Origin of the sequence: Streptomyces sp. DvalAA-14, assembly GCF_900091855.1 — a bacterium.
Classification (GTDB): Bacteria; Actinomycetota; Actinomycetes; order Streptomycetales; family Streptomycetaceae; genus Actinacidiphila.
Map to the genome: position 1 here is coordinate 1 of NZ_FMCH01000318.1, position 16192 is coordinate 16192.

At 71.2% G+C, this 16192-nt stretch carries 12 protein-coding genes; 1 reads left to right on the forward strand and 11 read right to left on the reverse strand.

Annotated elements, in window-relative coordinates:
• Positions 1 to 143: 143 nt before the first annotated feature.
• From GA0115240_RS15785 to nrdR, 7 genes are all read right to left on the reverse strand, one after another.
• Positions 144 to 830: a ribonuclease HII gene (locus tag GA0115240_RS15785; protein WP_093737307.1), complete on the reverse strand. Its 687-nt coding sequence runs from the start codon at positions 828 to 830 to the stop codon at positions 144 to 146.
• Positions 831 to 878: 48 nt separating this feature from the next.
• Complete coding sequence (locus GA0115240_RS15790) at positions 879 to 1742, reverse strand: ADP-ribosylglycohydrolase family protein (protein ID WP_237554913.1); 864 nt, start codon at positions 1740 to 1742, stop codon at positions 879 to 881.
• Between the two features lie 210 nt (positions 1743 to 1952).
• A complete protein-coding gene (locus GA0115240_RS15795) occupies positions 1953 to 2615 on the reverse strand; it encodes a histidine phosphatase family protein (protein ID WP_093737309.1) in 663 nt (220 codons plus the stop codon).
• Between the two features lie 52 nt (positions 2616 to 2667).
• Entirely contained in the window at positions 2668 to 3669 is a 1002-nt protein-coding gene (locus GA0115240_RS15800) for an RNA polymerase subunit sigma-24 (RefSeq protein ID WP_141708850.1), read from the reverse strand.
• The gene (locus GA0115240_RS15805) at positions 3657 to 4307 is read right to left on the reverse strand and encodes a YdbC family protein (protein ID WP_176725088.1); all 651 of its coding nucleotides are present in this window, start codon (positions 4305 to 4307) and stop codon (positions 3657 to 3659) included. The genes GA0115240_RS15800 and GA0115240_RS15805 overlap by 13 nt, the downstream gene beginning before the upstream one ends.
• A gap of 177 nt (positions 4308 to 4484) precedes the next feature.
• Complete coding sequence (locus GA0115240_RS15810; RefSeq protein WP_093737311.1) at positions 4485 to 7385, reverse strand: vitamin B12-dependent ribonucleotide reductase; 2901 nt, start codon at positions 7383 to 7385, stop codon at positions 4485 to 4487.
• A 124-nt stretch (positions 7386 to 7509) separates the two neighbouring features.
• Positions 7510 to 8022: a transcriptional regulator NrdR gene (gene nrdR / locus GA0115240_RS15815; protein ID WP_093737312.1), complete on the reverse strand. Its 513-nt coding sequence runs from the start codon at positions 8020 to 8022 to the stop codon at positions 7510 to 7512.
• A gap of 569 nt (positions 8023 to 8591) precedes the next feature.
• Between nrdR and lexA the strand changes: the two genes are divergently transcribed.
• Complete coding sequence (lexA, locus tag GA0115240_RS15820; protein ID WP_093737313.1) at positions 8592 to 9371, forward strand: transcriptional repressor LexA; 780 nt, start codon at positions 8592 to 8594, stop codon at positions 9369 to 9371.
• A 114-nt stretch (positions 9372 to 9485) separates the two neighbouring features.
• Here lexA and GA0115240_RS15825 read toward each other — a convergent pair whose 3' ends face one another.
• From GA0115240_RS15825 to GA0115240_RS15840, 4 genes are all read right to left on the reverse strand, one after another.
• Positions 9486 to 11579: an ATP-dependent DNA helicase gene (locus GA0115240_RS15825; protein WP_093737314.1), complete on the reverse strand. Its 2094-nt coding sequence runs from the start codon at positions 11577 to 11579 to the stop codon at positions 9486 to 9488.
• A 50-nt stretch (positions 11580 to 11629) separates the two neighbouring features.
• Positions 11630 to 13390, reverse strand: a complete 1761-nt coding sequence (locus GA0115240_RS15830; protein WP_256069828.1) for an IucA/IucC family protein — start codon at positions 13388 to 13390, stop codon at positions 11630 to 11632.
• 191 nt (positions 13391 to 13581) lie between these two features.
• Positions 13582 to 14313, reverse strand: coding sequence for a GNAT family N-acetyltransferase (locus GA0115240_RS15835; RefSeq protein ID WP_093737315.1), 732 nt, complete (start codon positions 14311 to 14313; stop codon positions 13582 to 13584).
• Complete coding sequence (locus GA0115240_RS15840; RefSeq protein ID WP_093737316.1) at positions 14313 to 16127, reverse strand: IucA/IucC family protein; 1815 nt, start codon at positions 16125 to 16127, stop codon at positions 14313 to 14315. Before GA0115240_RS15840 ends, GA0115240_RS15835 begins: the two co-directional genes overlap by 1 nt.
• Positions 16128 to 16192 lie beyond the last annotated feature (65 nt).

Consider the following 16192-nt stretch of genomic DNA (forward strand, 5'->3'; position numbering starts at 1 on the left):
GGGGGTCGACGCGCTCAGGCCGGCGGCCGGAGCAGTGCGGGACCCGGGACACTCTCGTGAATCTGAGGCTCCTCGGGGGTGAGAGGCATGGGTTGATGTCTATCAAACGCAGCACGAATGCGCAGCGGTGGGTGGGTACTCAATCAGAAATCGAAACCGAGTTGTTCCCCTGTGTCGATGCCCTCGCGCACCTTCTTGAGGTGCTGCCAGCGCGGCAAGGCGTCCAGGTAGGACCAGGAAAGGCGGTGGTGACCGGTCGGGCCGAACTCCTCAAGGGCCGCCCGGTGAACGGGAGACGGATATCCGGCGTTGTCCGCGAAAGCGAACGGGACGCATTCCGTTCCGAGTTCGACCATGGCGGCATCCCGCCGGACTTTGGCGATGACGGAGGCCGCGGCCACCGCGACACAGGACTGGTCGCCCTTGATCACGGTACGCACTTGCCAGGATCCGCCCAGGTAGTTGTGGTTCCCGTCGAGGATCACCGCGTCCGGTCGCTCGGGCAACTGCTCCAGGGCGCGCTCCGCGGCGAGCCGCAGAGCGGCGGTCATGCCCAGGTCGTCGATCTCCTCGGGTGAGGCGTGGCCGAGCGCGTACGACGTCACCCAGTCGGCGAGGACCGCGGCGAGCGCGGTCCGGCGCTTGGGGGTGATGAGCTTGGAGTCGGTCAGGCCCTCCGGGGCCCGGCGCAGACCGGTGATCGCCGCACATACGGTGACGGGTCCGGCCCAGGCGCCCCGCCCGACCTCGTCCACACCGGCAACGGTCCGAACGCCGAGGGTGGCGCGCATCGAACGTTCGACGCTGTGGGTGGGAGGTTCGTACGGCATGGCGCGCTCAGCCTACTCCCCGGCAACATGTGGCCTGCAGCGGGGCGATCAGTCCGGCACCACCCACGCGGGAAGGGCCTCGGTGCGCGCGAGCCAGTCGCCCGGCGGTTCGCCGCCCGGCCGGGAGGCGATGATGCCGCCGACGATGGCGCAGGTGGTGTCGACATCGCCGCCGGCCCGCGCGGTGGTCCAGAACGCCCCCTCGTAGTCGCCGAGATGGCGGCCGACCGACCACAGAGTGAAAGGCACAGTGTCGTGGGCGCTGGTGTGCCGACCGCAGCCCAGCACCGCGGCCACGGCGTCCGCGTCGTCGTGGCCGAGCAGGTCGCGGGCCCGGCGGATGCCGGCCCGGACGGCGCTGCGGGGCACGAGATCGATGACCGTGCCGAGCAGTTCCCCGGCGTCCTGCGGGCCGGCGGGAGCGGCGACGAGTGCGGCAGCGGCGGCGACCGCCATTGCCCCGGCGACCGCCTCGCTGTGCTGGTGGGTGGTGCGAGCGGAGAGTTCTGCCTGCTGGACGGCCTCGGCGGCGTCACCCCCGTACCAGGCGCCGAGCGGCGCGACCCGCATGGCCGCGCCGTTGCCCCAGGATCCCTGGCCGTTGAAGAGGCCCGCGGCGAGTTCGCGCCAGTCGCCGCCTTCCTGGCGGATCAGCCGCAGCATCCGGTTGACGGCCGGACCGTAGCCGCGATCGAAGTCGTGGTGCTCCGCGAACGACCTGGCCAGCGCATCCTGGTCGATTCGGCCCTGCCGGGCCAGGACCGCCAGCACCGAGCAGGCCATCTCGGTGTCGTCGGTCCACCCCCAGCGGCCGGGCGGCAGTTCACCGCGCCGCAGACGCGGGGAGTTGGCGGGGACGAAGAACTGGGAACCCAGTGCGTCCCCCACGGCCAGTCCCCGAAGGCCGGCCATGGCGCGGGAGAGACGTTCGGCGTCAGCGAGGCTCGGATGCGGATGCGGATGCGGATGCGGACGCGGACGCGGATCGGAGTGCTGCTGAGAACGCGGATGCGGATGCGGTTCAGGGTCGGGACGGGAGTGAGCGTTCGGGTGGGCGGTCATCGGGTGGAGACTCTGGCATCGGTACTGCCCCGGGTCAATCTCCGGTTCCCGGGGCGGATCTCACCCGAGGCCGCCGCCCGGCGGTCCGGGCGTGCCCCACCGGTCGAACGGCCGGTCGAGGAAGTAGCGGCCGTTGGTACCGGTGAGCAGCATGCGGGTCTCGCCGTTGGACGGGTTGGAGAGCATCTCGAACTCCTCGACCGTCCAGTGGAACCAGCGCATGCAGAACAGCCGCATCGTCAGCCCGTGGGTGACCAGCAGGACGTTCGGCGGGAAGTCCGGCTGTTCGAAGGCCCGGTAGAGGGTCTCCAGGAAGGAGCCCACCCGGTCGTAGACATCGGCCCCGCTCTCCCCCATCGCGAACCGGTAGAAGAAGTGACCGTAGGCGTTGCGCGCCTTCCGCTGGCGCTGGATGTCCTCCTGGTCCTGCCAGTTGCCCCAGTCCTGTTCGCGCAGCCGCGGTTCCTCGCGTGCCCGGGTCAGCCGCGGATCGAGGCCCAGCGCATCGTAGGTGCGCCACGTGCGGCGGTACGGGGAGACGTACGCCTGGACCCGCTCGCCGTCGAAGACGTCGCGCAGCCCCGCCCCGGCTCGCCGGGCCTGGCGCAGTCCGTCGGCGGTGAGATCCAAGGCGTGGTCCGGCACCCGTTCGTAGATGGTGTCGTCCTCGTTGCCCTGGGACTCGCCGTGCCGGATGAGCACGATGCGGCGAGGGCGTCCCATGACGGTCAGCCTATTGCCCGTCCGGTAGTGCTGCGCGCCACAGCTCCGCAGGTCACACAGGGTCGCGGGGGTGCGGCACGCCGTCACGCGTGCCCGATCGTCCACCCCGGTCGGCCCATTGCCGGCCGGCGAACACCAGCCGCGCCGGATCGGCGACGGCCCGGATGCCGACCAGTCCCTGCGGTCCGAACTCGGGCGCCAGTACCCCGACCACCTCGGACCCGGCCGCCGCCACCAGCGCCGCGCCCCCGTTGACCTCGGCGATGTGGCCGCTCGCCCCCTGGGGGATCCGCCCACGCACTCCGGCCAGGAAGCGGCCCACCTTGGCCGCGCCCAGGACGGGACGCCGTACCACGCCGGGCTGCCCGCCGCCGTCCGACCAGGCCACCACGTCCTCGGCGAGCAGCTCCTCCAGCGCGGCCGGATCCTCCTCCCGGATCGCGCCCAGCAGCTCGGCTGCCGCCGACCACCGGGACGCCTCGCTGTCGGGCGAACGCACCGCGCTCTCCGCATCCTGGACGCGCTGCCGCGCGCGGCGCTCCAGCACGGTGTATCGCGCTTCCGGTACGCCCAGCACGGCCGCGCCGGCCTCCGGCCCGTAGTCGAAGACCTCGTGGAGCACCCAGGCGGCCCGCTCGCCCGGCGCCAGCCGCTCCAGCAGCACCAGCCGCGCCATCGACACCGATTCGCGCAGCTCGGCGGTGTCCATCGGGCCCAGCGCGCCACCGGCCGTCAGGACCGGCTCGGCCAGCCAGGCCGCGACGGGGGCCTGCCCGTCGCGGCGGACCCGTACCCGCTCCCGCTCGCCGGACCGCAGGGTCGCGCCGAAGACCTCCCGCACCAGCCGGTCGTACGGTTCGTCCGAAGGCGCCGCGGCCGAAGCCGCGACCGCCTCCTGGACGACCTCCAGCGCGCGGCACGCGGAGCCGAGCATCCGGTACGCGGCCCCGAACAGCCGGGTGGCATCGCCCTCGGCCACGCCGGGAGGCAGGGCGGGCGCCGCCGGGATGCCCACCGGAGAAAGGACGCCCGGGACCTCCTTCAGACCGTCCACGCCTGCACCACATCCACCACGTCGCCCTCGACGGACAGCACGTCGTCGTCCAGCTCGGCGCGTTCGGACAGCCGGGAGACGGCTCCCTCGCGGTACTTGCCGCGCTCCGTGGCCGTGTTCCACATGGACAGGACCACGAAGTCGTTGCCGGCGCCCTGCCCGAAGACCCCGCGCAGCATGCCCGGTGAGCCGGCCATCGCGGGATTCCACACCCGCTGCTGCATCAGGGTGAAGTGGTCGACCCGTTCGGGCCGCACTTTGCACAGCGCGACCCGCAGCAGATCGGCGTCGGTGAACAGCGGCTCGAAGCCCACTTTCACATCGAGCCGCTGCTCGAAGAGGTTGACGGCGAGCATCTCGAAGGTGCCCTCCTGCCCGGCCGCGATGCCGTCGTGCGGACCCGCCATGAAAGCGTCGTACGCCCGCCGTCCGTCCCAGAAGGCGAAGAAGTGCGCGACTCCGGGCTGCGCCCGGCTCCATCCGCCGCCCTGGCCGCGGAACCCGGGCTGCTCCTTGAGCGCCGCCCACCTGCGCTGACCCCGTTCGAACCCGGGTCGATCCACGACGCCGCAGCGTATCCACTTCACCAACACCGCGCCATCGTAGTGGCGTTGCGGCGACACCAGGACCCCCCGCATCGGCCGGCACCCAAAAGGGGGCGGCCACCGGTGTCCCGGTGACCGCCCGGGCGTTCGCTGACCGACTCACGGCACGGCGAAGGGGACCGGCCGACGGCCGGTCCCCTTCCTGCGCTGCTGGTCAGCTGGATGCCCGGGCTACGCCGAGTGGTGCATCCGACGCGAAGCCGACCTGTTTCAGCTGCACCCGCTGGTCGAGCCGCAGCCCTCGCAGACGTAGCAGCTGCCGGCCCGGCGCATCTTCGTCCCGCAGGAGAAGCAGAGCGGGGCGTCGGCGTTGAGGCCGAGCTGGATCTCGAGGAGCTCGGTGGAGCTGTGGGCCTCCTTGGGGGCCGGGACGGCCGCCTCGGGCTTGGCCACGCTGAGCGGCGGGCGCGCCGCCTCGCTCTCGCGCGGGGCCGACTGCGCCAGGCCCTCGACGTCCATCTCCTCGTCGGTCGGCTCGTAGGACCCGGTGTCCAGATGCCGCTGACGTTCCGGGGCGGAGTGGATGCCCAGGGCGGAGCGGGTCTCGAACGGCAGGAAGTCCAGCGCCAGGCGGCGGAAGATGTAGTCGACGATGGACTGCGCCATCCGCACGTCCGGGTCGTCGGTGAGACCGGCCGGCTCGAAGCGCATGTTGGTGAACTTCGAGACGTAGGTCTCCAGCGGGACCCCGTACTGCATACCGACGGAGACGGCGATGGAGAAGGCGTCCATCATGCCCGCCAGGGTCGAGCCCTGCTTGGACATCTTCAGGAAGACCTCGCCCAGACCGTCGTCCGGGTAGGAGTTTGCGGTCATGTAGCCCTCGGCGCCGCCCACCGTGAAGGAGGTGGTGATGCCGGGCCGGCCCTTGGGCAGGCGCTTGCGCACCGGGCGGTACTCGACGACCTTCTCCACCGCGGCGGGCACGGCAGCCGGCGCCTGGACCGCGGCTTCGGTCCCGGCCTGCTGCGAGCCCTTCTTCTTCGCGGACAGCGGCTGGCCGACCTTGCAGTTGTCGCGGTAGATCGCCAGCGCCTTCAGGCCGAGCTTCCAGCCCTCGAAGTAGACCTCCTCGACCTCCTCGACGGTGGCCGACTCGGGCAGGTTGACGGTCTTGGAGATCGCGCCGGACAGGAACGGCTGCGCGGCGGCCATCATCCGCACGTGGCCCATCGCGGAGATCGCCCGCTCGCCCATGGCGCAGTCGAAGACCGAGTAGTGCTCGTGCTTGAGGCCGGGGGCGTCGATCACATGGCCGTGCTCGGCGATGTGCGCGACGATCGCCTCGACCTGCTCCGGCTGGTAGCCGAGCCGCTTGAGGGCGGCCGGCACCGTGTTGTTCACGATCTGCATGGAGCCGCCGCCGACCAGCTTCTTGAACTTGACCAGGGCCAGGTCGGGTTCCACGCCGGTGGTGTCGCAGTCCATCATCAGGCCGATGGTGCCGGTCGGGGCCAGCACGGACGCCTGGGCGTTGCGGAAGCCGTTCTTCTCGCCGAGCCGCAGCACGTCCTGCCATGCCTCGGTGGCCGCCGCCCAGACCGGGGTGTCCAGGTCGTCCACCCGCTTGGCCGCGGTGTTGGCGTCCGAGTGCTGCCGCATGACGCGCTTGTGGGCGTCGGCGTTCCGGGCGTAGCCGTCGTAGGCGCCCACGACCGAGGCGAGCTCGGCGGACCGCCGGTAGGACGTACCGGTCATCAGCGAGGTGATGGCACCGGCCAGCCCGCGGCCGCCGTCCGAGTCGTACGCGTGGCCGGTCGCCATCAGCAGTGCCCCGAGGTTGGCGTAGCCGATGCCGAGCTGACGGAAGGCGCGGGTCGTCTCGCCGATCTTCTCGGTCGGGAAGTCCGCGAAGCAGATGGAGATGTCCATCGCGGTGATGACCAGCTCGACGACCTTGGCGAAGCGCTCGGCCTCGAAGGTCTGGTGGCCGCTGTCGTCCTGGCGCAGGAACTTCATCAGATTCAGCGAGGCGAGGTTGCAGCTGGAGTTGTCCAGGTGCATGTACTCGCTGCACGGGTTGGAGGCCGTGATGCGCCCGGTCTCCGGTGAGGTGTGCCAGTGGTTGATCGTGTCGTCGTACTGGATGCCGGGGTCGGCGCAGGCCCAGGCGGCCTCGGCCAGCTTCCGGAAGAGCCCCCGGGCGTCGACCTCCTCGATGACCTCGCCGGTCATCCGGGCCCGCAGGCCGAAGGGGGAGCCCGCCTCGTACGCCTTCATGAACTCGTCGTTGACCCGGACGGAGTTGTTGGCGTTCTGGTACTGGACGGAGGTGATGTCGTCGCCGCCCAGGTCCATGTCGAAGCCCGCGTCGCGCAGGGCGCGGATCTTCTCCTCCTCCTTGACCTTGGTCTCGATGAACGCCTCGACGTCCGGGTGGTCCACGTCCAGGACGACCATCTTGGCCGCGCGGCGGGTGGCGCCGCCCGACTTGATCGTGCCGGCCGAGGCGTCGGCGCCGCGCATGAAGGAGACCGGGCCGGAGGCATTCCCGCCCGAGGACAGCAGCTCCTTGGAGGAGCGGATACGCGAGAGGTTCAGGCCGGCACCCGAGCCCCCCTTGAAGATCATGCCCTCTTCCTTGTACCAGTCGAGGATCGAATCCATGGAGTCGTCGACGGACAGGATGAAGCAGGCCGAGACCTGCTGGGGCTGGGCGGTGCCCACGTTGAACCAGACCGGGGAGTTAAAGCTGAACACCTGGTGCAGCAGGGCGTACGTCAGCTCGTGGTCGAAGATCTCCGCGTCGGCCGGGGAGCTGAAGTAGCCGTGCTCCTCGCCCGCCGCGCGGTAGGTGCGCACCACGCGGTCGATGAGCTGCTTGAGGCTCTTCTCGCGCTGCGGGCCGCCCACGGCGCCGCGGAAGTACTTGCTGGTCACGATGTTGACCGCGTTCACCGACCAGAAGTCGGGGAACTCCACCCCGCGCTGCTCGAAGTTGACCGAGCCGTCGCGCCAGTTGGTCATGACGACGTCGCGATGCTCCCAGACCACCTCGTCGTACGGGTGCACGCCGGGCGTGGTGTGGATGCGCTCGATGCGCAGGCCCTTGCCCGCCTTCGACCCCTTGGTGCGCGAACCGCGTGCCGGGCCGCTCGTCGTCTCTGTCATTCCGCCTCCCTCTAGGGCTGAAAACGCCCTGATGTGCCGGGTTTCTTCCCGGGACACGGTGTTGTCCTGCTGCCTCGGCGGCCCCTGCTGGGGCGCTCCGGCGAATCCTTGTCCTGGCTGCCGCTCAGTCGGTGGCGGCAGCGGGCGCGGGGACGCCGAGGTCCTCGTCGAGCCCGCCAGGAGTGGTGGGGGGAAGCTGCTCGCGCAGCTCCGTGATGGCCCTGTCGAAGTCCTCGAGCGAGTCGAAGGCCCGGTAGACGCTCGCGAAGCGCAGGTAGGCGACAAGATCGAGGTCCTGGAGCGGGCCGAGTATGGCCAGTCCCACGTCGTGGGTCGACAGCTCCGCGCTGCCGGTGGCCCGGACGGCCTCCTCGACGCGCTGCCCGAGCTGGGCGAGGGCGTCCTCGGTGACCGGGCGACCCTGGCACGCCTTGCGCACGCCCGCGATCACCTTGTTGCGGCTGAAGGGCTCGGTGACCCCGCTGCGCTTGATCACCATCAGTGACGCGGTCTCGACGGTGGTGAACCGGCGACCGCAGTCGGGGCACTGGCGCCGGCGCCGGATCGAGGCTCCGTCGTCGGTGGTGCGACTGTCGACGACCCGGCTGTCGGGGTGACGGCAGAAGGGGCAGTGCATGGGTCTTCCACTCCCTTTCTCACCGGCGGTGAGCACACGGCAACAGGCTTCGGCAGAGACTTCGCACAAGCGGCGTACGCCACTGAAGCGACTCCTATGCCGCCTAGTGACCACAACTTGTGGTGCCCAGGTCCCATCTAACCACTAGATCTGGTGTCTGTGGACCACTGGGGGATGTCCCGCGTGTCGCGTCGTTCCGGCGGTGCGACCCCCGCCGGAGACGACAACGGTGCGGACGCGCGGCGCTGCGGAGTGTAGGGGAAACGGGGTGCGGACGACCGGCTCCGACGCGCAGAACCGCCCGGATACCCCCTTCCGCGAACACGTCGGGAGCCTCGATGACACACTGAAGCGCGCCTTCCGGGCCGATGCCACCGGCAGTTTTGGGAATCGAACTTCCATTCGATCAATACACCCGGTACCTTGATCACGTCAGCGGATTTATGCAAATTCACTCGAACGTGTGTTTGGCGCAACCTTTCGAAACCCACTACCGTTGTACTAACTGCCCGTGCGCGAGCGGGCCGACCGCAGTCCATGCGGTGGAGAACATCTGGAAAGGGGCCGCCGTGACCGCCACCGCAGAGAGCGCCACAGCGACATTGACCGCACATGACCGCTCCCCGGATCGAATCGGCCCGTTGGACGTGATGAACGAAGACAACGCCCCGAAGCCCACGCGCTCACTCCCCGGACGGCCCCCGGGTATTCGCGCGGACAGCTCGGGACTCACCGAACGCCAGCGCCGCGTAATCGAGGTCATCAGGGACTCGGTGCAGCGGCGCGGATATCCGCCCTCCATGCGCGAGATCGGCCAGGCGGTCGGGCTCTCCAGTACGTCCTCGGTGGCCCATCAGCTGATGGCCCTGGAACGGAAGGGCTTTCTGCGCCGGGACCCGCACCGGCCGCGGGCCTACGAGGTCCGCGCCTCGGACGCCGGGCACCCGCAGCCCACCGACACCACCGGTATGCCCTCGGCCTCGTACGTTCCCCTGGTCGGCCGGATCGCGGCAGGTGCTCCGCTGCTGGCCGAGGAGTCGGTCGAGGACGTCTTCCCGCTGCCGCGCCAACTGGTCGGCGACGGTGAGCTGTTCGTGCTCAAGGTGGTCGGTGACTCCATGATCGAGGCAGCCATCTGTGACGGGGACTGGGTGACGGTACGCCGCCAGCCGGTCGCGGAGAACGGCGACATCGTCGCGGCGATGCTGGACGGCGAGGCCACCGTGAAGCGCTTCAAGCGGGACGCCGGCCATGTCTGGCTGCTGCCGCACAACGCGGCTTACCAGCCCATTCCGGGTGACGACGCCACCATTCTCGGCAAGGTGGTGGCGGTGCTGCGCCGGGTCTGAGCATCCGGCCTCTCCATCCGGGCCCCGGAACCCCTGCGCCGGTTCCGGGGCCCTGCCGCGTCCGCGTCTCCGCGTCCGAGCCACACGCCAGCGCCGCTGCGGGCCCTGAGGGACTCAGACGGCCGGGACGGCCACCTCGTCGACGTCGGAAGCCTGAGCAGGCTTGGAGACCTCGGCGGTCGGCGCGGTCCGCGTCAGGTCGGCCGGCTCCGACACTTCGGCCGCTTCGGCCACCGCCGCGTTCCTGGCCGCCGCGTCGATGGCGGCCAGCGATTTCCGTACCTGCTGGCGATCGGTGGTGTACCAGAGCTCGGGCATCGACGAGCGCAGAAAGCCGCCGTAGCGAGCGGTGGCCAGCCTGGGGTCGAGTACGGCGACCACGCCCCGATCGCCGGTCGCCCGGATCAGCCGCCCGGCGCCCTGGGCCATCAGCAGGGCCGCATGGGTGGCCGCCACCGCCATGAAGCCGTTCCCGCCGTGCTCCTCCACCGACTTCTGCCGCGCGCTCATCAGCGGGTCGTCCGGACGCGGGAAGGGAATGCGGTCCATGACCACCAGTTGGCAGTTGACGCCCGGCACGTCCACGCCCTGCCACAGGGACAGCGTGCCGAACAGACAGGTCATGGCGTCGTCCGCGAAGCGCTGGATCAGCTCGCCCAGCGTCTCCTCGCCCTGGAGCAGTACGGGATGCTCCAGCCGCCCGCGCATCGCCTCAGCGGCGGCCTGGGCGCCGCGCATGGAGGAGAACAGCCCGAGCGTACGGCCGCCGGCTGCTTCGATCAGCTCCGCGAGCTCGTCCAGCATGTCCTCACGGCTGCTGTCCCGGCCCGGCTGGGCGAGATGCCGGGCGACGTAAAGAATGCCCTGTTTGCGGTAGTCGAACGGGGAACCGACATCGATGCCCTTCCAGGTCGGCACGTCCTCGCCCTCGGTGCCCTCCGGGGCCAGACCGAGCGAGGCGGCGACCCCGTTGAAGTCTCCGCCGAGCTTGAGGGTGGCGGAGGTGAGCACCACCGAGCGCTCGGTGAAGAGCTTCTCGCGCAGCAGCCCCGACACGCTCAGCGGTGCCACCCGCAGCGACGCCCCGAAGCGGTCGTGGCGCTCGCACCACACCACGTCGTATTCCGAGCCCTGGACGAGGCGCTCGCTCACCTCGTGGACGTGCTCGACGGACGCCATCGCCTGTTTGCGCACCGCGTCCTCGTCCTGCACCGACTTGTCCCGGGTGTCGCCGAGCGCGGTGATCACCTGGCGGCAGGCGTCCCGCAGCGCCGCCAGCACATAGCCGAGATCCTCCGGGATCTCCTCCAGCCGGCCGGGCAGCGCGAGTTCCATCACCCGCTCGAAGCCCTCGGCCGCGCCGAGCAGTGCGTCGGCGGCCTTCTCGTTGACGAGCCGGGCGGCACGCTTGACTGCTCGGTTGACGCCGAGCGGGCTCAGCTCGCCGGTGGCGACGCCGGTCACCCGCGAGACCAGCTCATGGGCCTCGTCGATGATCAGCACCTCGTGGCTGGGCAGCACCGGCGCGCCTTCGATCGCGTCGATGGCCAGCAGCGCGTGATTGGTGACCACCACATCGGCGAGCTTGGCGCGCTCGCGGGCGGCCTCGGCGAAGCACTCCGCGCCGTAGGCGCACTTGGTGGCGCCCAGGCACTCGCGGGAGGTGACCGAGACCTGGCTCCAGGCGCGGTCGGACACGCCGGGTCGCAGCCCGTCGCGGTCGCCGGTCTCGGTCTCGTCGGCCCAGTCGCGCAGCCGCAGCAGGTCCTGGCCGAGTTTGCTGGTCGGAGCGGCGGCCTCGAAGGGGTCGAAGAGGCCGTCCGCCTCGTCCTGGGGCACGCCCTCGTGCAGCCGGTGCAGGCAGAGGTAGTTGGAACGGCCCTTGAGCATGGCGTACTGCGGTTCGCGGCGCAGCAGCGGCTTGAGTGCCTGGACGGTGCGCGGCAGGTCGCGCTCGACGAGCTGCCGCTGCAGGGCGAGGGTGGCGGTGGCCACCACGACTCTCTCGGTCTGGGCGAGCGCCGGCACCAGATAGCCGAGCGACTTTCCGGTGCCGGTGCCGGCCTGGACGAGCAGATGGGACTGGTCGTCCACGGCGGCCTCGACGGCTTGGGCCATGGTGACCTGACCGGCCCGCTCCGTGCCGCCGACGGCGGCGACAGCGGCGTGGAGGAGGTCGGTGAGCGCGGGTGGGGGCGTGGCAGTCATAGGGAGGCCAGCCTACGGCGAGCCACTGACAGCGGGTGCGGCGAACGGCTTCACGGGCTGTGCAGCGGATTGCTCACGGTGCCGTGGATGGCGGCGTGCGGGCGCTGGGCCCGGTCGCGGTAACCGTCCAGGTGCAGACGGTTGCGGTTCAGGCAGAGCCGCTCGATCCGGGGGGTGAGCAGGTCGAACAGGGCGAAGCGCTCTTTGAGCTCGGGAAAGCGGTCCTGGTGGCGGAGGATCTCGTCACGTACCAGTGCCCAGAAATCGCCTTCCGGTACGCCGAGTTGACGCTCGCACAGCGGCGCGAGATAGCGCAGCACTCCCACGAACAGCCCCGAATGGATGAACTGCGTGAGGAATTCCGGCGGCTCGGTGAGCAGCACCGCGCGCACGTCGGCGGGCATCGTGGCGTGTTCCGGCAGCGGCTCCGCGGAGACGTTGATGTCGTCCACGAAGTCCTTGACCGCGAGCCGCACGGGAATGTCGTGCTCGTCGAAGACCACGATGGCGTTCTCGCCGTGCGGGGAGAACACCGTGCCGTAGCGGTAGAGGAAGTGCAGCAGTGCGGGCAGCAGGGCGGCGAACAGATGCCGCAGCCACACCCGGGGGGCAATGGCGGAGCGCGCGACGAGTTCCGCGGTGAACGCGCGGCCCCGGGCGTCGGTGTGCAGCAGCGCGGCGAGGGTGCGGGCGCGCTCGCCCGGGTCGAGATACACGCCCAGGGGCTCGCGCCAGATACAGCCGAGCAGTTCCCGGTATTGATATGGAACGGTCGGCAGCTTGTCGTACTGAGGGTGGGCGACGCTGACCGAGGCGACCTCGCCGAGCAGGATGACTCGGGCCTCGTCCCGCAGGAAGGCGTCCTGGTCGCGCAGACCGTGCACCCAGGCGGTGACGGCCGGCGCGGCCAGGGTGCGTTCGGTGGGCAGCCCCCGGTAGACGAGGGTGTTGAGGATGGACAGCGGGAGTTTCACGGTCCGGCCCAGCGGACGACTGGTGTTGAGGAAGGTGCGGATCGACTGCTGCGGCAGCCGCAGGTCGTTGTCAGTGGTGAGGTGCATGATCGACCCGTCGGCGATCGCGCGGGCGAAGAGCGGGGCGACGGTCTGCTCCCACTGCCAGGGATGGACGGGCAGCAGCAGGTAGTCGTCCGGGTCCCGTTCCCGGTCGGCGACGGTGCGCCGGAAGGTGTCGAGGGTGGCGGGGGCGAGTTCTTCCGCGTAGAGGAGATCGGGGGTGGCCAGGGTGGTGATGCCGCGGTATCGGGCCAGGTCGCGGTGGACGGCGATCCAGGGCAGCCGCTGCTGGCGGCGGGCTTCGGGGGCCCAGTGTGCGGCGTCGGCGTCGGAGAATCCGATACGTCCCTTGTTGGCGACCAGCCAGGGGTGGCCGGTCTGGTGTCCTTCGAGGTCGGCGTAGTCGAGGTCGGCGAGTTCGGCCGCGGTCAGCGCGCCCGTGTCCAGCCGCACATCGGCGCGCAGCGTGGCGAGCAGTTCGCGGACGAGGTGGCCGAGGGTGTCGCCGGTCAGCCCGAGCACGGTGTCGTGGCCGTGGACCAGGAAGTGCAGTGGGTCGCCGGTCGGTCCGATGCTGTCCGCGTCGACATACCAGCTGCCGTAGGCGCCTCGGCGTGCGCGGAAACGGTAGGTGGTTTCGGGGCCGAGACGGAGGCGGTAGGACGTCGGACCGGCGGCGGGATCGGGTTCGGGGACGATCACCTCTTCGTAGGCGAACTCGGCGAGCATCTTGGCCAGCAGCCGGCGGGACGCGTGCTGCCAGGCTGCGGACTCGGGAGAGGGGACGGGGATCACGGTGGGCTCCTGCGTGGGGACGGGGAGGAGGTGGACGGCTGATGGGAGGCGGCCTGCCGAGGGGAGGCCGAAAGGACGACGGGTGGTGCGACGGCGGGGATGCGACCGCGGGGGTGCGATCGCGCGCCGGGTGCCGGGACGTGGTGCGCGGGAGACGCGGTGCGGGAGGCGGTGGGCGGCACGCGGGACGGTCAGAGCAGATGGCGCAGGGCGCGATCGCGGACCATCAGGGCGGCGCGCTTGTCGGGGAGGTCGATCTCCGCGCTGAGGCGGAAGCCCGCGCTGAGGAAGGCCGAGACCGAGGGGACGTTGCGCAGATCGGGTTCGGCGACGACACGGGCGCAGGCGGGCCGGTTGTCGAGCACCAGCGCGGAGACGGCGCGCAGCAGTTCGCTGCCCAGGCCGCGGGCCCGGTCGGTGACACCGCCGATCAGCAGGTGGACGCCGGTGTCCTGCGGCAGGGCGGCGTAGTGGCGCGCGATCGGGTCCAGATCGGCGCGGTAGATCTCCCAGTAGCTCATGGGAGCGCCGCCGAGGACCCCGAGGCAGGGAACGCTCCGACCGTCGCCGGTCAGTTGGATGCGGAGATGGTCCTCGGTGACGCTGCGGGGGCCGGCCAGCTTCCAGAACTCCGCGACTGCCGGATCGTTCATCCAGCCGCTCACGAGGGCGAGGTCACGCTCCGGCCGGACCGGAACGAGCCGGAAGGGCCCGACGGGTGTCTCGACGGCGGGCCAGTCGCCGACATGGTCCAGCAGGTCGGCCGGGCGTCCCCACTGGCCGGTGGGCACGGACGCCCCGCTCGGGCCGGGTGGGCCCGGCGGGCTGCCGGGGCCCGGCGGGGGCGCGGTCAGGAGGGCGATCACCTCCGGCGGCAGTTTCAGGTCGAGGGTGTCCTCGGTGCCGGAGTCGGCCGGAGACATCAGCGGGCCAGCGGGTTGGGCAGGGTGACGTACACGGACTGGCTGTCGACGGGGCCGACGAGTTCGTCCAGACCGTGCAACCGGGTCAGCAGATTGGCCTTGCAGCGCAGCTGGGTGCTGTGCAGCAGCCGCTCCGGCAGGCTGCTGCCCTGGCTGTCGGAGGTCAGGAAGCGCCGGAAGGCGGCGAGCAGCACCTGCTCGTCGGCCAGTCCCTGCGAGCCGAACGCGCCGATGAGACCGAGGACGTTGTTGATGCCGAGGTAGTAGGCGAAGCGTTCGTCGGCGACCGCGTCGGTGACGAAGGTGTCGCTGGCGGCGCCGATGCCGGGCAGTTGCTGTTCGAGTTGGGCGTGACGCGATTCGCGGAAGTAGTAGCCCTGGTTGTCGCGGTAGCGCCCACCGCTCGGCCAGCCGTGGTTGTCGAGCAGTACCAGGGTGTTCTGCTGATGGGCTTCGAGCGCGATACCCGCCTGCCCGTCGAGCCAGAGCAGAGGCCGGACCACCGCGTCGAGGTAGCGCAGGAACCACTCGGTGGCGACGGCGGCGCACGGCCTGCCGGTACGGGCGGCCAGATCGGCGACCAGCACGGCCAGCCGGGAACGCAGCGCGGGCGCCGGCACTCCGGGCCAGGGGCGGGGGGAGGTGAGTCCGGCCAGGCAGTGGGCCTGGTGGCCGGGTCCGAAGGGGCTGTGCCGGAGCATCACGTCGAGCCCTTGGACGGCCTCGCCTTCGGGGGTGTCCACGCCGAGCCAGGCCGGGTCGCGCACGATGTCGAAACCGGGATGCGCGGCCTGCCAGCGGATCGCCAGGCCGCTGCGCAGCAGCCGGTGCACCTCGGTGCCGCGCAGCAACTCCTTGCGGAGGTTTTCCCGGCGGGAGTTGGTGATGCGCAGGCCCAGCGACAGCTTCAGCATGGCGGGCGCGTCGGGCCGGTAGACCGTGCGCACCGAGGAGGTGGCGTACCAGGGCTCGCCCAGCGGGCCGAGGTCGTGCAGCAGTCCCGCCTCGAACAGGGCGCGGACGCCCGGTCGGTGCTGGATGTCGCGGGCCTGCCAGGGGTGCAGGGGGAGGGGCGCGGTCCCGGCGGGCAGTTCGAGCCCGGGGCCGGCGAGCGCGGCGAGCAGATCGGCGGCCGGCACCGGACGCCCGCGTTCGGTCCAGGCGGAGTCGGTGGCCAGCAGCGCCGGGTCGACGGCGAGCCAGTGCAGCCGGAAGCTGCCGCGCAGTTCGGGAGAGTAGGCCGCGCTCTCGCCCGAGCCGAGCCCTTCGCGTCCCTTCGGCGCCGGGTGCAGCGGGTGGCCCAGGATCAGGGCCTGCTCGGAGTCCAGGAAGGGCAGTTCGGGCTGGGCGGGGCCGGGCCGCTCGCGGCGGTCGGCGATGAAGCCGGCCGTGCGGCGGACCGAGTCGGCCACCCGCGCCACCAGATCGGCGCCTTCGATCGGATCACCGCCCCCTTCGCGGGCCAGCAGCGCCGCCAGCTCCACCGAGGTGAGCGGGCGCTGATCGGCGGTGGCCAGCAGGGCGGCCCCGAAGCGGTGGTGCCCGCTCGCGGACCAGTGGTGGACGGCCGACTGCGCTTCGGTTCCGCTGGCCGGCAGCGGGATCCGCAGCAGTCCGTCGGGCGGCTGGGTCAGGCCGGTCTCCCGTACCCAGCAGCGCAGCAGATTCTCTGTGCCGGCCGCGTCGGCGGCGGCGTAGGGCTCGTGGTGTGCCGGGGGTTCGATGCCGGGGGCGGTTCGGGCGGTGAAAGCCCGCTGCGACGGCACCGGCAGGTGCTGCGCGGGTGCGGTCGCCTGGGGCGGGGATGCGGTCATGCCGGGGCTCCACTGGTCGGTGCGACGAGGAAAGGGCGGCGGGCGGGGCTGGGCGCCGGTCACCC

Bases quoted from the DNA above. Each gene is read 5' to 3' on its own strand.
- GA0115240_RS15785 (WP_093737307.1), bottom strand. From the start codon at position 830: ATGCCGTACGAACCTCCCACCCACAGCGTCGAACGTTCGATGCGCGCC.
- GA0115240_RS15790 (WP_237554913.1), bottom strand. From the start codon at position 1,742: ATGGCCGGCCTTCGGGGACTGGCCGTGGGGGACGCACTGGGTTCCCAG.
- GA0115240_RS15795 (WP_093737309.1), bottom strand. From the start codon at position 2,615: ATGGGACGCCCTCGCCGCATCGTGCTCATCCGGCACGGCGAGTCCCAG.
- GA0115240_RS15805 (WP_176725088.1), bottom strand. From the start codon at position 4,307: ATGCGGGGGGTCCTGGTGTCGCCGCAACGCCACTACGATGGCGCGGTG.
- GA0115240_RS15810 (WP_093737311.1), bottom strand. From the start codon at position 7,385: ATGACAGAGACGACGAGCGGCCCGGCACGCGGTTCGCGCACCAAGGGG.
- nrdR (WP_093737312.1), bottom strand. From the start codon at position 8,022: ATGCACTGCCCCTTCTGCCGTCACCCCGACAGCCGGGTCGTCGACAGT.
- GA0115240_RS15825 (WP_093737314.1), bottom strand. From the start codon at position 11,579: ATGACTGCCACGCCCCCACCCGCGCTCACCGACCTCCTCCACGCCGCT.
- GA0115240_RS15835 (WP_093737315.1), bottom strand. From the start codon at position 14,313: ATGTCTCCGGCCGACTCCGGCACCGAGGACACCCTCGACCTGAAACTG.
- GA0115240_RS15840 (WP_093737316.1), bottom strand. From the start codon at position 16,127: ATGACCGCATCCCCGCCCCAGGCGACCGCACCCGCGCAGCACCTGCCG.